Origin of the sequence: Streptomyces sp. M41, from assembly GCF_043673425.1 — a bacterium.
GTDB lineage: Bacteria > Actinomycetota > Actinomycetes > Streptomycetales > Streptomycetaceae > Streptomyces.
Map to the genome: position 1 here is coordinate 23,556 of NZ_JBIMKE010000031.1, position 19,383 is coordinate 42,938.

Here is a 19,383-nt window from a genome sequence, read left to right on the forward strand (position 1 = left end):
GTCGATCGGTGTCGCTGCGCGCACGAAGGCCCCGTCTTTTGACGGGGCTCGCTCTTTATGACCGTTTTATCTAGGGCTTACATCACGTCGAATCCTCAACTTCCACTGTTTGGAAGAGCGCAGGCAGGCGTGCTGGAATGCCTGAACTGCCCAATAGTCAAAGACGTACTCAGCAGTACTGCGTACTCGATGGCGTACTGGGCTCTGAGACACTGCGGCACAAACGTAGGTGCCGACCCCGCCGGAAGGTTGTTGGTCGAGTGAGGCGAAGCAAGAACAGTCCCGAGCCGTCGGCCCGGGGCAACTTCACCCCGCCGCCGCGCGGAGCGGCGCCCGCCCCTGTGCCCGGATCCGAACCGACTGCGGCCCCGGCGCCCAGCGGCGGCCGGTTCTCGCCGCGCAACTGGCGCGTGCCGACCCGGCTGAACGCGATCCTGCTCATACCCGTGCTGGTCGGCCTCGTCATGGGCGGCTTCCAGGTGAAGAGCTCGATCGACACCTGGCAGGAGGCCGAGGACGCGGAGAACACCGCGCGTCTGGTGCGGGCCGCGCTGACCTACGCCAACGCCGTGAACAACGAGCGTGACATCACGGCCGCCCCGCTGCTCCAGGGCAAGGGCCCGGACGACAAGACCGTCTCCGCGGCCCGCGACGCGACGGACAAGGCCGCCGACGAGTTCGACGCGGCGGCCCAGAGCATGCCGGACAAGCCGGGCCTGGAGCGCCGCCGCGACCTGTTCCGCGAGGCCGAGCCCGAACTCGCCAAGCTGCGCGCCGCCGCGTACACCACCAAGCTCAGCGGTGTGAAGACCCAGGAGGGCTACGTCAAGGTCGCCCACCCGCTGATGGAGTTCGCCAACGAGCTCGGTCTGGGCACCGGCAACATCACCAGCTACGGCCGTACCGTCTACGCGATCTCGCTGACGAAGGCGGCCCTGTCGCTGGAGCGCTCCATCGGTATGCAGCTCCTGGTCAAGCCCGGCCCCGGCGCCGGCAGCTTCGCCACCCAGCGGGTCTCCCTGTCCTCGTACGCCTACCTCGAGCGCATCGCCATCGAGGAGTACACCGCCGGTGGTACCGAGGCCGACGCGCAGAAGCTGAAGGACGCCGAGACGGACATCCGGGCGGAGGGTGCGGCCCTGGCCAAGGAGGCCGCCGCCAAGAACCCGGACTACGTGGCTCCGCCGGCCGACCCCAAGGACATGATCACGGCGCTGGTGTCGCTGCCGTCGACCGCCGAGAGCGACCGCGCCGCCCTGGCCCAGAAGGGCATCACCGCGCAGAACTGGTGGGCGGTGAACACCCTCAAGTACAACGCCTACCAGAAGATCGAGTCCGACCTGGCCGACAAGGCGGTGAACGAGGCCTCCACCATCGCCGACGACGCCAAGCAGGACGCCCTCATCACCGGTGCCGTCGTCGTGATCGCGCTGCTCGTGGCGTTCATCCTGGCCGGTGCCGTGGCCCGCCAGATGTCCCGCTCGATGCGCCAGCTGCGCAACGCCGCCTTCGGTATCGCCGAGCAGCGGCTGCCGATGCTGGTCGACCAGCTCTCGCGCACCGACCCCGGCCGCGTCGACACCCGTGTCGCGCCCATCCCGATCACCACCCGCGACGAGATCGGCGAAGTCGCCCGCGCCTTCGACCAGGTCCACCGCGAGGCCGTCCGGCTCGCCGCCGAGCAGGCCCTGCTGCGGGGCAACATCAACGCGATCTTCACCAACCTCTCGCGCCGCAACCAGTCGCTGATCGAGGGCCAGCTGACCCTGATCACCGACCTGGAGAACAACGAGGCCGACCCGGACCAGCTGGAGAACCTCTTCCGCCTGGACCACCTCGCGACCCGTATGCGCCGCAACGGCGAGAACCTCCTGGTCCTCGCCGGCGAGGAGCCCGGCCGCCGCTGGGACCAGCCGGTCCCGCTGGTGGACGTGCTGCGTGCCGCCTCCTCCGAGGTGGAGCAGTACGAGCGCATCGAGCTCTCGGGCGTCCCGGAGGCCGAGATCCACGGCCGTGCCGTGACCGACCTCGTACACCTGCTGGCCGAGCTGCTGGAGAACGCGACGACGTTCTCCTCCCCGCAGACCAAGGTCCGTGTGACCGCCACCCGTCTCCCCGACGGCCGCGTCATGATCGAGATCCACGACAAGGGCATCGGCCTCACCGCCGAGGACTTCGCGGACATCAACCACAAGCTGGCCAACCCGCCGACCGTCGACGCGGCGATATCCCAGCGCATGGGCCTGTTCGTGGTCGGCCGGCTGTCCGACCGGCACGGCATCCGGGTCCAGCTGCGCCCCTCCGGCGAGCAGGCGGGCACGACCTCGCTGGTCATGCTGCCCGACGCGATCACCCATGGTGGTGGCGGCGAGCAGCAGCCGATGCAGGACGAGTTCACCGTCTCGCAGATCATCCCGGAGCAGAACTTCCAGGGTGAGGACTTCAACAACGGTCTGCCGATGCGCACGGCGGCCGAGCTCGGCTTCGACGACAGCCGCTACACCGAGGTCCCCGACGACATCCGCGATCTCGACCCCGTCGGCCGCTCCCTGATGCGTGAGGAGCGCCGCGCGGCCCTGGAGGCGCAGGCCCACGGCCAGCAGCCCGGCCAGGAGGGCGAGGCGACCGGGTACGACGAGTTCACCGGTCAGCAGGGCTACGACGAGCGGGGCGGGTTCCCCGAGCAGCCCGGCGGTTACGACCCGCAGCCGTCGTACGAGGACCAGCGGCAGGCGCCGTACGAGGAGCGGCAGGCCGGCTACGACGAGCCTCAGCGTGCCGCCTACGAGGAGCCCCAGCGGGCGTCGTACGACGACACGTACTACGCGCCGAACGGCGGCCTCCAGCAGAACAACGACACCTTCTCGTCCGGCGGCGGCTACCCCGAGCCCTCGTATCCGGAGCCGGTCCGCGAGGAGCCCCCGGCCACCGGCGCTTCGGCCCCGGGGAGCTTCCCGGCCTTCGAGCAGCGCCGTCACCAGGACGACTGGCCGCAGCAGAACGGCTACCGCAACGGCTACCCGGACGGTTACGCTCCGGAAACGGAATCCGCGCAGGCCGATGACGGGAACGAGCGGGACCGCGTAGGCTTCGACCGTCCGGGACCGGCCCCCTCCGCCGCCCACGAGCTGACCGACGCCGGGCTCCCCCGCCGCGGTTCCCTCAACGGCACCAACGGGACCAATGGCGCACGGCCCGTGCGGCAGGAAGCCCCGGCCCCCACACCGGAGAGCAACGGCGACAGCAGCTGGCGTTCACAGAACGACGACCGCTGGCAGCAGGCCGCGCAGCTCCGGAAGCCCAAGGCAGGCGGAGTGACCTCTTCCGGCCTGCCGCGGCGGGTACCCAAGGCCAACCTGGTCGAGGGAGCCGCCGCAACCACCCCCCAGGGGGGCCCACAGGTCTCCCGCGCTCCCGAAGACGTCCGGGGCAGGCTGAGCAACCTGCGCCGGGGTGTCCAGCGGGGTCGCAGTGCGGGAAGTGAAACGAACGGCCAGGCCACTAGGAATCAGCACAGTGGTCCTGACAGCACCTACAACCAGGAGCGTTAGTGTGAGCCCGATGAGCCAGGCGGCACAGAACCTGAACTGGTTGATCACCAACTTCGTGGACAACACCCCTGGGGTGTCCCACACGGTGGTGGTCTCCGCCGACGGACTCCTTCTGGCGATGTCCGAAGGCTTTCCGCGCGACCGCGCCGATCAGCTCGCGGCCGTCGCCTCCGGTCTGACGTCTCTGACGGCAGGCGCCTCCCGCATCTTCGAGGGTGGCAGCGTGAATCAGACGGTTGTGGAGATGGAGCGGGGATTCCTGTTCATCATGTCCATCTCCGACGGATCCTCGCTCGCGGTCCTCGCACACCCGGAGGCGGACATCGGCCTCATCGGGTACGAGATGGCGCTTCTGGTCGACCGTGCCGGTACGGTCCTGACGCCGGATCTGCGTGCGGAGCTCCAAGGCAGCCTGCTCAACTAACAGACAGTCGGTGCGTTTTGGCGTCCCGGGGCCGTAAGGTTTCGGGACGCGGCTCCACAAGATGGGTGCCAGGCACAGTCGGAGGAGGAGAAAGTGGCAACACCCCCAGACGGTTCGTCATCGGGCAATTGGTCGTACGGCCCTGCCCAGGGCCGGCACGACGGTTCCCAGAACCGGTACAACTTCCCCTCCTCGCCGAGCCAGCGGCCTCCGTACGCACCGCAGGGCCCCGGGCCCTCGCCGTACGACCAGCCGTCGGCGCCGCGCATCCAGCCGGTGCAGCCGCAGCGACGCGCCCCTGAGCCGGCGCCCGCCGGGGCGTCGAACAACCCCCTGGTGCGCCCGTACGCCATGACCGGCGGCCGGACGCGCCCGCGCTACCAGCTCGCCATCGAGGCACTGGTGCACACCACCGCGCAGCCGCACCAGATGCAGGGCCAGCTGCCCGAGCATCAGCGGATCTGCAACCTCTGCCGCGAGATCAAGTCGGTGGCGGAAATCTCCGCCCTGCTCACGATCCCTCTCGGCGTGGCCAGGATCCTCGTCGCCGACTTGGCGGAGGCGGGCCTGGTCGCCATCCATCAGCCCGGCGGCGACGAGAACGCCGGCGGCCAGCCAGACGTGACACTGCTCGAAAGGGTGCTCAGTGGACTTCGCAAGCTCTAGCGGCGGTCCTTCCCGCTCCACCACCTCCGCGAAGATCGTGGTGGCGGGCGGCTTCGGCGTGGGCAAGACCACGTTCGTCGGCGCCGTCTCGGAGATCAACCCGCTGCGCACAGAGGCCGTCATGACGTCTGCTTCCGCGGGCATCGACGACCTCACCCACACCGGAGACAAGACGACCACCACGGTCGCCATGGACTTCGGCCGTATCACCCTGGACCAGGACCTGATCCTGTACCTGTTCGGTACGCCCGGCCAGGACCGCTTCTGGTTCATGTGGGACGACCTGGTCCGCGGCGCCATCGGCGCCATCGTTCTCGTCGACACCCGGAGGCTCGCCGACTGCTTCCCGGCTGTGGACTACTTCGAGAACAGCGGCCTGCCCTTCGTCATCGCCCTCAACGGCTTCGACGGCAACCAGCCGTACAACCCCGACGAGGTCCGTGAGGCGCTCCAGATCGGCCCCGACACCCCGATCATCACCACGGACGCCCGCCACCGTGCGGATGCGAAGTCGGCGCTGATCACGCTGGTCGAGCACGCTCTGATGGCACGGCTGCGGTAGCTGGACCGGACCGGACGCACTTGGTTTTCTGGCCCGCGGCCACCTCCTTCGGGAGGTGGCCGCGGGCCGTTTGTGCGACCGGGCCGGGCTTCATGGGCGGCCGCGGGTGCGTGGGGGCTGATCGCGCAGTTCCCCGCGCCCCTGAGAGTGGGACCAGTGGCCCGGTCTTCAGGGGCGCGGGGAACTGCGCGACCGGCCCACCACCACCCGCAGCCGCTCCCTGGCGGCGCCCACCGAGCTCCCGGGCGCCCCATGCAGACGGCCCCGCCCTCCCGACGGGAGAACGGGGCCGTACGAGCGTCGCGGGCGTCAGCGCCAGCTGTGCGGTGCGCGGAAGCCGGGCTCGCGCTCCAGGCGGCGCCAGCCGGCCTTTGCGCGGCCTCGGTGGGCAGGGGCGGCGTCGGCCGGCTGGGCGGCGGCGCGGGCCAGGAGGATCGCCGTGATGGCGGCGACTTCCTCGGGCTCGGCGTGGCCCTTCTCGACGCGAATGTCAGGGAGGTTCATGGGTGTCAGTCTCCGTGGACGAGGTTTCCGCGGGGGTACCGCGAAGGATCCGCTGGGTTACTGCGGGGGGTTGCCGTGCTTGCGGGACGGCAGGTCGGCGTGCTTGGTCTGGAGCATCGCCAGCGACTTGACCAGTACCTCGCGGGTCTCCGCGGGGTCGATCACGTCGTCGACCAGGCCACGCTCCGCCGCGTAATAGGGGTGCATGAGCTCGGACTTGTACTCCTTGACCATGCGGGAGCGCATGACCTCGGGTTCCTCGGCCTCGGCGATCTGCCGGCGGAAGATCACGTTGGCGGCGCCCTCGGCGCCCATCACGGCGATCTCATTGGTGGGCCAGGCATAGGTGAGGTCGGCGCCGATGGACTGGCTGTCCATGACGATGTAGGCCCCTCCGTACGCTTTGCGCAGGATCAGCGAGATCCTCGGCACGGTGGCGTTGCAGTAGGCGTACAGGAGCTTCGCACCGTGCCGGATGATGCCGCCGTGCTCCTGGTCGACACCCGGGAGGAAGCCGGGCACGTCCAGGAAGGTGATGATCGGGATGTTGAAGGCGTCACACATCTGCACGAAGCGCGCGGCCTTCTCCGACGCCTCGATGTCCAGCACACCGGCCAGCACCTGCGGCTGGTTGGCGATGATGCCCACCACCTGACCGTCGAGGCGGGCCAGGGCGCAGATGATGTTGCGGGCCCAGCGCTCGTGGACCTCGAGGTACTCGCCGTCGTCGACGATCTCCTCGATGACCTTGGCCATGTCGTACGGCCGGTTGCCGTCCGCCGGGACCAGGTCCAGCAGGACGTCGCTGTGCCGGTCGGGGGCGTCCGAGGACTCCACCCGGGGCGGGTTCTCCCGGTTGTTCTGCGGGAGGAGGGAGAGGAGGTAGCGGACCTCCGCGATGCACGTCTCCTCGTCGTCGTACGCGAAGTGGCAGACGCCGGAGGTCTCGGCGTGCACGTCGGCGCCGCCCAGCCCGTTCTGGGTGATCTCCTCACCCGTCACGGCCTTGACCACGTCCGGGCCGGTGATGAACATCTGCGAGGTCTCGCGGACCATGAAGACGAAGTCCGTCAGGGCGGGCGAGTAGGCCGCGCCGCCCGCGCAGGGGCCCAGCATCACCGAGATCTGCGGGATCACCCCGCTCGCCTTGGTGTTGCGCTGGAAGATGCCGCCGTAGCCGGCGAGAGCGGAGACGCCCTCCTGGATTCGGGCGCCCGCGCCGTCGTTGAGGGAGACCAGCGGAGCGCCGGCCGCGATGGCCATGTCCATGATCTTGTGGATCTTGGTGGCGTGGGCCTCGCCCAGCGCGCCGCCGAAGATGCGGAAGTCATGGGCGTAGACGAAGACCGTGCGGCCCTCCACCGTGCCCCAGCCGGTGATGACACCGTCGGTGTACGGCTTCTTGGCCTCCAGGCCGAAGCCCTGGGCCCGGTGCCGACGCAGCTGCTCGACCTCCCGGAAGGACCCGGGGTCCAGGAGCAGCTCGATGCGCTCCCGTGCGGTCAGCTTGCCCTTGGCGTGCTGTGCCGCGGTCGCCTTCTCGCTCGGGCCGGCCAGGGCCTGCGCACGAATCTCGTGCAGCTCGGCCGTCCGTCCGCGGGCGTCGATCGGCTCACCCGGTGCCTCATCCAAAACGGTCATGTAGTGACCTTACGAAGGACACGGAGGAAAGCGAGCCGTTGACTCCGTACAGTCTCCGGCGCGTTTTCCTGGCACCCCTGAACAGAACCATGGACGCGTGCAGCCCTTCCGACTGCTCAGAGGGCCTGTGCGTTGTGAGGACCGTACAAAGACGTCAGCCGAGAACCACCTCACATCGATGGCCGGCACATACCATCCCCGGAGTGACACGAACCCTCAGTCGGCGGCCCGTGGAGAGCACCTCGACCGAGTCGTCCGCCCGCGTCACCCGGCGTACGGGACGGTCCCAGACGATCTCCAGCGGTACCCCTGTGCGCGGCGGCTCGCTCACGCAGAGGGTAGCGGTCCGGCCCCGGCCGCGGACCAGCACACTCGCGCCGGCGGAGGCACTGAGCGGGCCGGCCGTACCCGGCTGCCAGAAGTTGGCGGCCGTCAGGCCCAGGGAGGGGACGCGGACCGCCTGGCAGCCGCTGTCGTTGGCGAGGACGGACAGCCAGCGGGCGCAGCGCGCGGCCCGTGCCGCCACCGCGCGCCGCCCGGCTCCGGGCATGAGCAGGTAGACGTACGTCGCGTCCTTCGGGTCGGTGCCGTGGTCGAGCCACAGGAGCTGCCGGCGCCTGGTGCGGCGCTCGGCCGTGCCACCGGTGTTGATGTCGGCCCAGGCGCCGGTGCGGTCCTCGCGCAGCGTCCGCAGGTCGCCGTACGGCACCACCCAGCCGCCGTGGCCCTCCAGATGCGCCCAGCCGGGTCCGCGTACGAGGGCCTGGGTGCCGCCCTCCCCCAGGTTGCGGTTGTCGACGACGGTCTCGACGGGGACGCCGTCGGCGCAGGTGATCCCGGCGCCCAGGCAGATCACCGCGTCCGCGACGCAGAACCACGACTTACGGGCTTCGAGCGTGGAGCCGAGCCCCTTGAGGTGCTGCCCGATCGCCGCGTACTCGCCGTCCGTGGTGCCGCCGACCCAGCGCGCGTCGGGCTTGGGCTCGCCCCACTCGCCGCCGGCCCGGTCGGGAAGGCGCCGGGTGGAGACGGTGGTCCCGGGGAGGCGGTACCAGTCGACGGTCGGCCAGTACCAGTCCGTGTACTGGTCGCCGTTGCCCGTCGCCCACCAGGAGAGCATTCCGGCGCCGGTGTGCCAGCCGCGCGGGTTCTCGCCGTTGCCGCACTCGTAGTGGGCGATGCGGTCGCTCGCCATGGCGATGTTCGCGACGAAACCGGGGCGGCGGTGCACGGCACGGTCCATGGCGGCGAAGAGGTGATGGCCGGTGGGTTCGGGGGCGGCCGGGACGGGGGAGGCGGCGACCGCGTGCAGGCGGGCCAGATCGGCGGTACCGAACTGACGTGCCGTCAGGATCGGGGCGACCGTGTCCCGTTCGATCCACCCCTTGATCCGGCCGTACCAGCGCTCGCGTTCCGCCGCGCTCGCTCCGCCGGCGAGCAGGGCGATGGCGGCGATGACGCCCTGGCCGTGGAAGTGATCGCCGCGCATCACCTGGCGGTCGTCGCTCTTGAGGTAACCCCGGCTGATGGCACGGCCGTTGACGCTGTCCATCATCAGTCCGTCGTGGAGGAGGGGCGCGAAGGCCCGCTCGACGCTGTCGAGGACGATCTGCTTGTTCGGGTCGGCCACCTCCCACTCGGACCCGGCGAGCAGGGCGAAGAGGCGGCCGAGGCCGTCGAGGAGGACCTGGCCGTAGGTGCCGGAGTAGGCGACCCAGGTGTGCTGGACGAACGAGCCGTCGGCGTAGAGGCCGTCGCCCTCGGTGACGTACGGGAAGACCGGGGAGAGGGCGTCGCGGGCGAGCGCGATCTTCGCGGGGGTCCGGCCGAGGATGCCGCGCAGGGCGACGCTGCGGCACAGGTCGACGCGGTTGGCGCCGGTGGAGGTGCCGGAGTAGTCGCCGAGCATCGAGTCCGGGACGAAGTGGTCGACGGCCGCGCAGGCGGCGGCGATTTGTTCTTCGGTGAGGTGGCCGTACAGGGCGGCCGTGATGTCCATCAGCAGCCGGGGGCTGCCGATCTGCCATTCCCACCAGTTGCCGTAGCGGGTGGTGGACGGGTTGTAGACGGTGGTGGAGAGATGGTCGAGGCCGCGCAGTACGTCGGCGAGGAGGGCCGGGTCGCCGGTGGAGCCCGTGCCCTGCTGGAGGTAGGCCCGGGTCATCGTCCACAGCCGGCTGTAGCTCCGGGTGATACCGGAGGGCGGATCGTACGGGTGCCCCGGCCAGAGGGAGGTGGCGGTGGGCGTCATGGTGGCCCCGAAGCCGCGGGCGAGGGTGCCGGTCTCGGCGAGACGGGTGACGTACGGCTCCGCCGCGGGGTCGTAGCCGCTGCCGAGGGCGATGTCGAGCCAGCGCAGGCGGAGGGCGTCGTAGGGGTCGAGGGCGGCTGCCGCTCGGGCAGGGGTGAGGGCTCCCTGGACCAGGGGTGCGGTGAGGGCGGCGGCGTACAGGAAGGCACGGCGCGTGAAGGTCATGCTCATGCCGATACCACGTAACGCGGTGCTACGCCACAGACACACCGTGGATGCTGTTGAACATTGAACGGAATAGAGCTACGGTAGGTCTCGTTGATGTAGTTCAAGATTCAACATTACGGATCCGGCGCACCCCCACCGGTCCGGCAGCACACGCCGATCCGGCAGCACGGCTCGGCATCACACGGATTCGACCTCACTTCGAAGGAGCACGTCATGGCGAACACCGACCTGACCGCCCTGACCGGCGACTACACGATCGACACCGCCCACTCCACCATCGGCTTCACCGTCCGCCACGCGATGGTCACCAACGTCAAGGGCAAGTTCCTCGACTTCAGCGGCTCGCTGCACCTGGACGGCGCGGATCCGGCCGCGTCCTCGGCGTCCATCGACGTCAAGATGGACAGCATCGACACCGGCTCCGCCGACCGTGACGGTCACCTCAGGAGCGCGGACTTCTTCAAGACGGACGAATTCCCGACGATGACGTTCCGCTCCACCAAGGCCGAGTCGCTCGGTGGCGACGACTTCCGCATCACCGGCGATCTGACGATCCTCGGCACGACGAAGCCGCTCACCATCGACCTCGAGTTCAACGGCGCCGCGAAGGACCCCTTCGGCAACGAGCGCGTCGGCTTCGAGGGCAAGGCGCAGATCCTGCGCTCCGAGTGGGGCCTGACCTGGAACGCGGCCCTGGAGACGGGCGGTGTCCTGGTCTCCGACAAGATCAAGCTGAACTTCGACATCTCGGCGATCAAGAACGCGTGACCCCTTCGCGCACTCAGACACGGCGCCGGTGAGCCCTCCGCTCACCGGCGCTTCGTCATGTGCGCCGCGCCGTGCGCGCCGCGTCACGCGCGCCGCGTCAACTCCCGGACGATCGCGGCGACCTGCGTCTGCCGGCCGCGGGGGGTACGGGCGCGCAGGAGGCCCAGCATGACCTGGTAGCGCTCGGTCCGGCCCAGTTTCTCGAAGGCGTCGGCGGCGCGTGGGTTCTCCATCAGTGCCGCGGTCAGCTCGTCCGGGACCTGGGCGTTGCGCTGTGACTCGTACGCCGCCTCCCACCGGCCGTCCGCCTTGGCCGCCGCCACCTCCGCGAGGCCGCCGGGGCGCATGCGGCCCTCGGCGGTCAGCTCAGCCACCCGCCGCACATTGACCATCGACCAGAGACTGCCGGGTCGCCGCGGGGTGATCCGCTGGAGGTAGGACGAGGCGTCCAGGCCCTTGCGCTGCCCGGTGATCCAGCCGTGGCACAGGGCCACGTCGTTGACCTCGGCGGCGGTGACGGAGGGGACGCCGGAGCCCTTCTTGGCGAGCTCGACCCAGAGGCCGGGGTGCGGTGCCGGGTGCGCGGTCAGCCATGCGTCGAGAGCGGCGGCCGACTCGAAGGCGAGGGGTGCTGTTCCGTCGGAGGGGGTCATACGGGCACGTTAGGCGAGGTACAGGTCAGATTCTGTCCTATTTCCATCGCCCTGCCCGAGGGGTCTTCCTCTGGGGGTGGCTGGAATTGGCCCCTTGTCCGAACACGCACTGGCTTCTCATAATCCAGCAACAGAATTGACCGGCGCATGTCACGACGAGAGGACATCGCTCCTCTCACTCCCCCTTGTGTGGCATGCCCCTGACATCACAGCGCTCTCACGTTCGTATGTCCAACCCCCCACGGAAGGCATCACGTTGAAGAAGCTACTCACCGCGCTCAAGAGATGCGCGGTCCTCGGCGCAGCCGCTCTCGCGATCGCCAGCCTTCAGCCCGTCTCGGCCGCGCAGGCCGCCGACTCGCGCGTCGTCGGCGGAACGCGTGCCTCGCAGGGCGAGTTCCCGTTCATGGTCCGGCTCTCCATGGGCTGTGGCGGCGCGCTCTACACGCAGCAGATCGTGCTCACCGCCGCGCACTGCGTGGGCTCGACCGGCCCCAACACCGGCATCACCGCCACCGCCGGTGTCGTGGACCTCCAGTCCACCAGCGGCCGGGTGCAGGTCCGTTCCACGTACGTGTACCGGGCCCCCGGCTACAACGGCACCGGCAAGGACTGGGCGCTCATCAAGCTGGCCCGGCCCATCAACCTGCCGACGCTGAAGATCGCCACCACCGCGCAGTACAACACCGGCACCTTCACCGTCGCCGGCTGGGGCGCGAACCGCGAGGGCGGGGCCCAGCAGCGCTACATGCTCAAGGCCACCGTGCCGTTCGTCAGCGACGCCCAGTGCCGTTCCTACAGCGGCTACGGCGGCCTCGTCGCGAACGAGGAGATCTGCGCCGGCTTCCCGTCGGGCGGGGTCGACACCTGCCAGGGCGACTCCGGCGGCCCGATGTTCCGCCGGGACGCGAACAACGCCTGGATCCAGGTCGGCATCGTCAGCTGGGGCATAGGCTGCGCCCGGCCGAACGCGCCGGGCGTCTACACCGAGGTCTCGACCTTCGCCTCGCAGATCGCGTCGGCGGCGTCCTCGCTGTGACCGCGGGTCCTGTGTGATCGCACGGTCCTCATGACCTACGGTCGCCGCGACCTGCCAGTACGGCCGACGGGCCCGGCGTCCACGGACGCCGGGCCCGTTCCGTTTCGTCCCTTCCGGTGAGGTCAGGTCCGGGTTCGCCGGTGGCGGGGGGTCAGAATCCGCCGCCCCCGTCGAAACCTCCACCGCCGAACCCGCCGTCGCCGAACCCGCCGTCGAAGGCACCGCCGTCGAAGTCCGCGCCGGAGACGTCGCCGCCCTCGTAGCCGCCGCCCTCATAGCCGTAGCCCGCGCCGTAGTCGGCCGCGTAGGCGGGGGTCGCCATCATGCTGCCCAGCATCGTGCCGATGAGGAGGCCGGGGAGGATGCCGCCGCCGAAGTAGCCGCCGGCCCAGGGGCCGTAGGCGGGGCCGGCGTCCCAGTACGGGCGACGGCCGTCCTCGGTGTCCACCTCGCGGACCACGGGGTCGCGGCCCTCGGCCAGCCGGGTGCGGTCGGCCGCGCAGACCGGGACCTCACGTGCCGTACCGGCGGGCGGGGTCCATGTCTCGTCTGCCACCGCCGGGCCGTGGCGAGGGTCGAAGAAGCACGGCGGCCGGCGTTCGGGCAGGGGCCGGTGGTCCCGGCGGGCGGCCAGCTCGGTGAGGGAGAAGCGGCCGTCCGCCAGGGCTTGGGTGACCGCCTTGACGTCCTCCGGCCGGCGCGCCCCGTCCATCAGCCGTTTCGCCTGGTCGTAAGCGTCCAGGGCATGCTCGTAGTCCGCGCGCATCGCGTCGTCGGCGCCGCGCTCGGCCGGGTGGAAGTCCAGACAGTCCAGTTCCTCGCCGAAGGCCGTGATGTCCTCGTCGACGACGACCCTCAGCTTCTCCAGTGCCGCCCGCTGCTCCTCCTCGTGGCGGCGCCGGTTGCGCCGGACCAGCGCGTACGCGGTAGCGCCGCCGGCTGCCAGCACCGCGCCGGCGGCGATCAGGCCGCTGATGTCCACGGTCTCGCCGGCGCCGCCGTCGCGCCAGCCGCTGGGTGCGCTGCCGTTCACGTCGCGCAGCGCCGCGTCCACGAAGTCGTTCAGCTGGGCCTTGGGGTCACCGGCGCTCTGCACCGAGGTGACCAGGTTGTCCACCGCTCGCGGAGGCAGCACGACCGGGTCGGCCGCGGCGTCGAAGCGGTCTCCGACGCGGACGGCGTACAGGCCCGTGACACCGGTTTCCGTGCGGAGGTTGCGCAGGAGGTTCTCGGTCGGCTGGTCGGCGGGGAGGACGGCCACGAAGACGGGCCGGTCGGCATCCCTGATCTTGTCGGCGAGTGCTTCGGCGTCCGCGGACGCCAGCTGGTCCGAGGCGGCGGGATCCACGTAGACGGGATCCTCCCGCAGCGCCTCGGCGACCGGTGTCAGGTCCGTGGCCGCATGTGCGCCGGGCGCGCCGGCCGTGAACACCGCCGCGGCGGCGATGACCGGCACGATCAGCGAGCGCATGAGACCCCGGAAGAGCGGAGTCCTCATACTTCGACGCTACCTGATGGACCGCGCAAAGGAGCCGGTGGCGTGGTCACGATTCCACGCCGGCATCCTCAGCCCCGCACTCCCCCTCCGTCGCGCTGCGGTGTCCGCGGGCGTAGTGGATCAGGCGTACGGCTCGCCGATGCCCAGCAGGTTGCCCTCGCTGTCGTGGAACCAGGCGGCGCGCTCCCCGCTGAAGCCCTTGCTGGGGTAGTGCCCCTCGATCTCAGCGATGCCGTTCGTCGTGCGCAGGCCCGGCACGTCGACCTCCTCGAACTCGACGCCGCGCCGCCTGAGTTCCGCCACGGCCGCGTCCACGTCCTCGATCTGCCAGCCCATCTGGGTGAAGGTGCCGGGGGACGCTCCCGTCGACTGGAACAGGGCGAACTCCGTGCCGCCGCACCGGTACAGCAGTCCACCCGGCCGCTCGTCGGCGGGCTCCAGACCCAGCTTCTCGGAGTAGAAGCGCCGCGCCCGCTCCAGATCCCGGGCGGGCAGGCGGGTCGCGACCTGCCCCCGGGTGAACAGGTTCCCCACGTCGTACGTGTCCATGGCCCCACTGTGCCGTCGGAGACGCGCCCGGGCGTGGCGGCGGGGTCCGTTCGGCCTACTCGGCCGGGGTCACACCGGCCCGCAGCAGCCCGTACGTGTACGCGTCCTCCAGGGCCTGCCACGACGCGGCGATGACGTTCTCGGCGACGCCGACCGTGGACCACTCCCCCGCCCCGTCGGACGTGGAGATCAGGACGCGGGTGGTGGACTGGGTGCCGTGCACGCCCTCCAGGATGCGGACCTTGTAGTCGACCAGGTCGAGCTTGGCGAGCTGCGGGTAGATCTTCTCCAGGGCGACCCGGAGCGCTCGGTCGAGGGCGTTGACCGGGCCGTTGCCCTCGGCGGTGGCGACGATGCGCTCGCTCTTGGCCCACAGCTTGACGGTGGCCTCGTTGGCGTGGCTGCCGTCGGGGCGGTCTTCGACGATCGCCCGCCAGGACTCGACCTGGAAGTACTTCAGCGGCTTGCCCTCGGCCTCGGCGCGCAGCAGGAGTTCGAAGCTGGCGTCGGCGGCCTCGTACGTGTAGCCCTGGAGCTCGCGCTCCTTGACCCGCTCGACGACCCGGCCGATCAGCTCGCGGTCGCCGCCGAGGTCGATGCCGAGCTCCTTGCCCTTGAGCTCGACCGAGGCGCGTCCGGCCATGTCGGAGACCAGCATGCGCATGGTGTTGCCGACCTGCTCGGGGTCGATGTGCTGGTAGAGGTCGGGGTCGATCTTGATCGCGGAGGCATGCAGTCCGGCCTTGTGCGCGAAGGCGGAGACGCCGACGTACGGCTGGTGTGTGGACGGGGTGAGGTTGACGACCTCGGCGATGGCATGCGAGATGCGGGTCATCTCCCGCAGGCGCCCCTCGGGGAGGACCTTCTTGCCGTACTTCAGCTCCAGGGCCGCCACCACCGGGAAGAGGTTGGCGTTGCCGACGCGCTCGCCGTAGCCGTTGGCCGTGCACTGGACGTGGGTGGCGCCCGCGTCGACGGCGGCGAGGGAGTTGGCGACCGCGCAGCCGGTGTCGTCCTGGGCGTGGATGCCGAGCCGGGCGCCGGTGTCGGCGATGACCGTGGAGACGACCGCCTGGACCTGGGCGGGGAGCATACCGCCGTTGGTGTCGCAGAGGATCACGACGTCGGCGCCTGCTTCGGAGGCGGTGCGCACGACGGACTTCGCGTATTCGGGGTTGGCGCGGTAGCCGTCGAAGAAGTGCTCGCAGTCGACGAAGACCCGGCGGCCCTGCTCGCGCAGGTAGGACACCGTGTCGCGGACCATCTCCAGGTTCTCGTCCAGGGTGGTGCGCAGCGCGAGCTCGACATGCCGGTCGTGGGACTTCGCGACCAGGGTGATCACCGGGGCGCCGGACTCGAGGAGCGCGGCGACCTGCGGGTCCGCGGACGCCTTGCCGCCGGCGCGGCGGGTGGCGCCGAAGGCGACCAGCTGGGCGTGCTTGAAGTCGATCTCCCGCTGGGCGCGGGCGAAGAACTCGGTGTCGCGCGGGTTGGCGCCGGGCCAGCCGCCCTCGATGAAGCCCACGCCGAACTCGTCCAGGTGACGGGCGATGGCCAGCTTGTCGGCGACCGTGAGATTGATGCCCTCCCGCTGGGCGCCGTCGCGCAGGGTGGTGTCGAAGACGTGGAACGAGTCGTCGAGCTCGCTGGTTGACGTCATGGTCGTAAGGCTCCTGTATTGGATCTCGGTCTACCGGAATGACCGGCTCCACCGCCCCCACCTATGGTCCCTCACGCTCTCCGCCCGGCTGCGGGTGGGCCGGGAAACAGAAAAACCTCTCGCGGGTGCGAGAGGTCTGCGCGCGGGTCGAGGACGACGGTGTCCACCCGTACCTGGTCGTACGTGGTGGTCACTGCGGACCGGCGCGCCTGCTGCCAATAATCATGGCGAACGAGAGCACGGGGGCAGTCTGGCACAAGTCGCCCCCGTGCTCACCGTCCGTCTCAGGATGCGAACAGTGTGCTGATCACCGCCGGTGATGTGCGAAGCCGTCGCTCACACCGTTGGTGTCGCCGGCGACGAGCTGGGACGAGGCGCTGCTGAGGGCGAGGCGCTTCGCCCCCGCGCTCACCGACGCGAGCGAGACCGACGCGTCCGTCACCGGCCCGCCGGCCACGGACTCGCTGACCAGGCGGGTGCCGCCGGTGCGCAGGTCGCGGAGGTAGATGTTGGCCGGGCCGAACGTGCCGTCGGGCAGCCGCGGGGTGGCCTCGTAGCCCACGTACCGGCCGTCGTCGCTGATCACGGGCCGGTCCGGCATGCTCTCGCCGTCGGGGCCGGCGTCCACCCGCCGGGTGGTGTCGGTGCGCAGGTCGCGGACGTAGATGTCGGAGGCGTCCGGGCCGCCGCCGGGCACCAGGTCCTCGTCCCAGTTCTGGAAGGCGACGGTGCGGCCGTCCGCGGAGAGGGTGGCGGGCAGCGCGTGGCGGGGCGCCGGGGAGCCGTCCGCCTTGACGTTGACCCGTTCCTCGGCGCCGGTGCGGCGGTCGTGCACCCAGGTGACCCCGTTGGGGCTGCGCGGGACGAGCTGGGTGTACAGCACGTACCGGCCGTCGGCGCTCACATCCTGCAAAAGCGCCGGGTTGGTGGGGCGGTCCGCGTTGGTGATCCGCTCCGTGCGGCCGGTGCGCAGGTCGTGGACGTACACGGCGCCGAAGAGGTCCGCGGCGCCCTGCTCCATCCGGTCGGCCTTGGCGTTGAAGGTGATGTAGCGGGCGTTCGCCGACATGGCCGCGCCGGCCGCGTAGGCCGAGCCCCCGTCGAAGGCGACGCTGATCCGCCTGGTCGTGCCGGTGCGCCTGTCGTGCAGATAGATGTCGTCGGCTCCCGCGTCCGCCGGCGGGGTGTCCCAGGCGACCAGGTTCCTCGCGTTGGAGCGGAACAGGACGTACCGCCCGTCGGCGCTGATGCCCTGCACGGACGACCTCTGGTCGGCCTGGGTGCCGTCGGAGGCGACGCTGACCCGCTCGACGTAGCCCGTGCGCAGGTCGCGCACGAAGACGTCCGACACCTGGTTGGTGTCGCCGGCCACGAGGCCGGTCGCGTCCGACATGAACGCCGCGAAGCGGCCGTCGGCGCTGAATTCCGGCGCGTACGAGTCGCCGTTGCCCTGCTCCCCCGTCGCCGAGAGGGTGACCCGCTCGACGGACGGGACACGGGGCGCTGCGCTCGCCGGTGTGGCGGTCAGTACCGCCGTGGTGGCGGCCAGGGCGACGGTGCAGGCGAGCGCTCGAACTCGCTTGATGCGGTGCATGGTTGTTGTTCCCCCGTGATCGGTCGCGGCTGTTGCTGAACCGAGGCAAACGCACCACGCGCCCCATGGTCAATCCGCCATATTGCGTACAACCCGGGCCTGGGCTCAGGAGTCCGCGAGGAGGCTGTCGTCCAGGAACTCCCTTACGTGGCGCAGGATTTGTGCCCGGTCGGTGCCGCGCAGCCCGATCGCCACATGGATCGAGAAGCCGTCGAGGAGGGCCCGCAGCCGGGCGGCGAAACGGTCCGGGTCCACGGTCCGGAACTCCCCCCGGGACACACCCTCCGCGACCAGCGCCACCAGGTCCCGGTGCCAGGCGCCCTCGATGGCGGCCTGGCGTTCGCGGGCGGCGTCGTCGGCGTTCTGCGAGCGGTTCCAGACCTCCAGCCACAGGGTCCAGTGCGGATCACGATGGCCGTCGGGGACGTACAGGTCGACATAGGCGTCGAGCCGTTCCCGGGCGGAGGCGGTGCGGGTCAGCAGCCGGCCGCGCTCGGCGCCGAGCCGCCCCTCGCTCCACTCCAGGGTGCACAGCAGCAGCTCGTCCTTGGAGTGGAAGTAGTAGAGGAGATGGCCGCTGCTCATCCCGACCGCACGGCCGAGCGCCGCCATGGTCAGCTTCTCCAGTCCGCGCTCGGCGATCATCTCCATGGCGGCGGCGAGCACCTCGTCGCGGGGCGGCGCCTGCCTGCGCCCACCGGCCATCTGCGGCTCCTTCTCCGCAGCCGAACCCGATCCGGAGGGCGTTCCCCTAGACCTTCGGCTGCTGTTGCGTGATGCAGTGGATGCCTCCACCGCCCGCGAAGATCGTACGGGCGTCCACGAGGGTCACCGTCCGCTCGGGGAACAGCCGCCGGAAGATGCCGGCCGCGAGCTCGTCGCGCGGGTCGTCGAAGCCGCACAGGACGACGCCGCCGTTGCAGAGGTAGTGGTTGATGTAGGAGTAGTCGGCCCAGTGGCCGTCGGCCTCCAGGACGGTCGGGGCGGGGACCTCCACCACCTCCAGGCGGCGCCCTCGCGCGTCCGTCTGTGACCGCAGCAGGCCGACGGTCTCCCGGGTCACCTCGTGGTCGGGGTGCGCCGGGTCCGGCTGCACATGGGCCACGACGACGCCGGGGCGGGCGAAGGCAGCCACGATGTCGACATGGCCGAGGGTGCCGAAGCCGTAGGGAGGATAGTCACCGGTGAGGCCGCGGGGCAGCCAGATCGCCTTGCGGGTGCCGAGCATGGCGTGGACCTCGGCCTCCACCTCCTGCCGCGTCCAGTGCGGGTTGCGCTCCGGCCCGAGCTGGACCGTCTCGGTCAGCAGGACCGTGCCCTCGCCGTCCACATGGATCGCGCCGCCCTCGTTGACGAGCCGTGAGGCGTACGTCCTGCTCGCGCCGGCGAGGTCGGAGACGTAGGCGCCGATCTTCGCGTCGTGCTCCCAGCGGGCCCAGTCCTGGGCGCCCCAGCCGTTGAACGTCCAGTCGACGGCGGCGAGTTCACCGGCGCCGTCGGTGAGGAAGGTGGGTCCGATGTCCCGCATCCAGGCGTCGTCGAGGTCCCGCTCGACCGTCTCGACGCCTTCGCCGAGCAGGGCGCGGGCCTCGGCCGACTGGCCGGGTCCGCACACCACCGTCACCGGCTCGAAGCGCCGCACGGCACGGGCGACGGACGCCCAGGCGATCCGCGCGGCGGCCAGGTCCTCCGGGTCGTCGAAGGTCGGGTTGGGTCCCGGCCAGGCCATCCAGGTGCGTTCGTGCGGGGTCCACTCGGCGGGCATGCGGAAGCCGTCGGCAGCTGCGGACATGAG

Annotated in this window: 16 protein-coding genes; 6 read left to right on the plus strand and 10 right to left on the minus strand. The window is 70.6% G+C overall.

What is annotated here, in order from left to right:
- Nucleotides 1-260: 260 nt before the first annotated feature.
- The 4 genes from ACHBTE_RS29415 to ACHBTE_RS29430 all read left to right on the plus strand — a co-directional run bounded on the left by ACHBTE_RS29415 (nucleotide 261) and on the right by ACHBTE_RS29430 (nucleotide 5,203).
- On the plus strand, nucleotides 261-3,551 hold the full coding sequence (locus tag ACHBTE_RS29415; protein ID WP_394727536.1) for a nitrate- and nitrite sensing domain-containing protein: 3,291 nt from the start codon (nucleotides 261-263) through the stop codon (nucleotides 3,549-3,551).
- A gap of 10 nt (nucleotides 3,552-3,561) precedes the next feature.
- A complete protein-coding gene (locus ACHBTE_RS29420) occupies nucleotides 3,562-3,975 on the plus strand; it encodes a roadblock/LC7 domain-containing protein (RefSeq protein ID WP_004983065.1) in 414 nt (137 codons plus the stop codon).
- A 93-nt stretch (nucleotides 3,976-4,068) separates the two neighbouring features.
- A complete protein-coding gene (locus tag ACHBTE_RS29425) occupies nucleotides 4,069-4,641 on the plus strand; it encodes a DUF742 domain-containing protein (RefSeq protein ID WP_394727538.1) in 573 nt (190 codons plus the stop codon).
- Nucleotides 4,622-5,203 (plus strand): ATP/GTP-binding protein, encoded by a 582-nt coding sequence (locus tag ACHBTE_RS29430; protein WP_026248371.1) that lies wholly within the window; start codon nucleotides 4,622-4,624, stop codon nucleotides 5,201-5,203. Before ACHBTE_RS29425 ends, ACHBTE_RS29430 begins: the two co-directional genes overlap by 20 nt.
- A 309-nt stretch (nucleotides 5,204-5,512) precedes the next feature.
- Here ACHBTE_RS29430 and ACHBTE_RS29435 read toward each other — a convergent pair whose 3' ends face one another.
- The 3 genes from ACHBTE_RS29435 to ACHBTE_RS29445 all read right to left on the minus strand — a co-directional run bounded on the left by ACHBTE_RS29435 (nucleotide 5,513) and on the right by ACHBTE_RS29445 (nucleotide 9,824).
- Entirely contained in the window at nucleotides 5,513-5,707 is a 195-nt protein-coding gene (locus tag ACHBTE_RS29435) for an acyl-CoA carboxylase subunit epsilon (RefSeq protein WP_394727541.1), read from the minus strand.
- Nucleotides 5,708-5,764: 57 nt separating this feature from the next.
- Complete coding sequence (locus ACHBTE_RS29440; protein WP_394727543.1) at nucleotides 5,765-7,348, minus strand: acyl-CoA carboxylase subunit beta; 1,584 nt, start codon at nucleotides 7,346-7,348, stop codon at nucleotides 5,765-5,767.
- Nucleotides 7,349-7,502: 154 nt separating this feature from the next.
- Nucleotides 7,503-9,824: a polysaccharide lyase 8 family protein gene (locus ACHBTE_RS29445; protein WP_394727545.1), complete on the minus strand. Its 2,322-nt coding sequence runs from the start codon at nucleotides 9,822-9,824 to the stop codon at nucleotides 7,503-7,505.
- A gap of 216 nt (nucleotides 9,825-10,040) precedes the next feature.
- Between ACHBTE_RS29445 and ACHBTE_RS29450 the strand changes: the two genes are divergently transcribed.
- Nucleotides 10,041-10,595, plus strand: coding sequence for a YceI family protein (locus ACHBTE_RS29450; RefSeq protein WP_394727547.1), 555 nt, complete (start codon nucleotides 10,041-10,043; stop codon nucleotides 10,593-10,595).
- Between the two features lie 83 nt (nucleotides 10,596-10,678).
- On the opposite strand, the gene ACHBTE_RS29455 is transcribed toward ACHBTE_RS29450, so the two are convergent.
- Nucleotides 10,679-11,248, minus strand: a complete 570-nt coding sequence (locus tag ACHBTE_RS29455; protein WP_394727549.1) for a YdeI family protein — start codon at nucleotides 11,246-11,248, stop codon at nucleotides 10,679-10,681.
- Between the two features lie 256 nt (nucleotides 11,249-11,504).
- On the opposite strand from ACHBTE_RS29455, the gene ACHBTE_RS29460 reads away from it, so the two are divergent.
- Nucleotides 11,505-12,287, plus strand: a complete 783-nt coding sequence (locus tag ACHBTE_RS29460) for a S1 family peptidase (protein ID WP_394727551.1) — start codon at nucleotides 11,505-11,507, stop codon at nucleotides 12,285-12,287.
- A 151-nt stretch (nucleotides 12,288-12,438) separates the two neighbouring features.
- Here ACHBTE_RS29460 and ACHBTE_RS29465 read toward each other — a convergent pair whose 3' ends face one another.
- From ACHBTE_RS29465 to ACHBTE_RS29490, 6 genes are all read right to left on the minus strand, one after another.
- Entirely contained in the window at nucleotides 12,439-13,785 is a 1,347-nt protein-coding gene (locus ACHBTE_RS29465; RefSeq protein WP_394727553.1) for a hypothetical protein, read from the minus strand.
- A 120-nt stretch (nucleotides 13,786-13,905) separates the two neighbouring features.
- On the minus strand, nucleotides 13,906-14,334 hold the full coding sequence (locus tag ACHBTE_RS29470; RefSeq protein ID WP_394727555.1) for a VOC family protein: 429 nt from the start codon (nucleotides 14,332-14,334) through the stop codon (nucleotides 13,906-13,908).
- Between the two features lie 55 nt (nucleotides 14,335-14,389).
- The gene (gene cimA / locus ACHBTE_RS29475) at nucleotides 14,390-15,994 is read right to left on the minus strand and encodes a citramalate synthase (protein WP_394727557.1); all 1,605 of its coding nucleotides are present in this window, start codon (nucleotides 15,992-15,994) and stop codon (nucleotides 14,390-14,392) included.
- Nucleotides 15,995-16,301: 307 nt separating this feature from the next.
- A complete protein-coding gene (locus tag ACHBTE_RS29480) occupies nucleotides 16,302-17,588 on the minus strand; it encodes a TolB family protein (RefSeq protein WP_394727559.1) in 1,287 nt (428 codons plus the stop codon).
- 105 nt (nucleotides 17,589-17,693) lie between these two features.
- On the minus strand, nucleotides 17,694-18,293 hold the full coding sequence (locus ACHBTE_RS29485; RefSeq protein WP_394727561.1) for a TetR/AcrR family transcriptional regulator: 600 nt from the start codon (nucleotides 18,291-18,293) through the stop codon (nucleotides 17,694-17,696).
- A gap of 46 nt (nucleotides 18,294-18,339) precedes the next feature.
- Nucleotides 18,340-19,380 (minus strand): agmatine/peptidylarginine deiminase, encoded by a 1,041-nt coding sequence (locus ACHBTE_RS29490; RefSeq protein ID WP_394727563.1) that lies wholly within the window; start codon nucleotides 19,378-19,380, stop codon nucleotides 18,340-18,342.
- Nucleotides 19,381-19,383: the final 3 nt, after the last annotated feature.

Coding starts and splice junctions, on each gene's coding strand:
- ACHBTE_RS29420 (WP_004983065.1), top strand. CDS start 3,562: ATGAGCCAGGCGGCACAGAACCTGAACTGGTTGATCACCAACTTCGTG.
- ACHBTE_RS29435 (WP_394727541.1), bottom strand. CDS start 5,707: ATGAACCTCCCTGACATTCGCGTCGAGAAGGGCCACGCCGAGCCCGAG.
- ACHBTE_RS29440 (WP_394727543.1), bottom strand. CDS start 7,348: ATGACCGTTTTGGATGAGGCACCGGGTGAGCCGATCGACGCCCGCGGA.
- ACHBTE_RS29445 (WP_394727545.1), bottom strand. CDS start 9,824: ATGACCTTCACGCGCCGTGCCTTCCTGTACGCCGCCGCCCTCACCGCA.
- ACHBTE_RS29450 (WP_394727547.1), top strand. CDS start 10,041: ATGGCGAACACCGACCTGACCGCCCTGACCGGCGACTACACGATCGAC.
- ACHBTE_RS29455 (WP_394727549.1), bottom strand. CDS start 11,248: ATGACCCCCTCCGACGGAACAGCACCCCTCGCCTTCGAGTCGGCCGCC.
- ACHBTE_RS29465 (WP_394727553.1), bottom strand. CDS start 13,785: ATGAGGACTCCGCTCTTCCGGGGTCTCATGCGCTCGCTGATCGTGCCG.
- ACHBTE_RS29470 (WP_394727555.1), bottom strand. CDS start 14,334: ATGGACACGTACGACGTGGGGAACCTGTTCACCCGGGGGCAGGTCGCG.
- cimA (WP_394727557.1), bottom strand. CDS start 15,994: ATGACGTCAACCAGCGAGCTCGACGACTCGTTCCACGTCTTCGACACC.
- ACHBTE_RS29480 (WP_394727559.1), bottom strand. CDS start 17,588: ATGCACCGCATCAAGCGAGTTCGAGCGCTCGCCTGCACCGTCGCCCTG.
- ACHBTE_RS29485 (WP_394727561.1), bottom strand. CDS start 18,293: ATGGCCGGTGGGCGCAGGCAGGCGCCGCCCCGCGACGAGGTGCTCGCC.
- ACHBTE_RS29490 (WP_394727563.1), bottom strand. CDS start 19,380: ATGTCCGCAGCTGCCGACGGCTTCCGCATGCCCGCCGAGTGGACCCCG.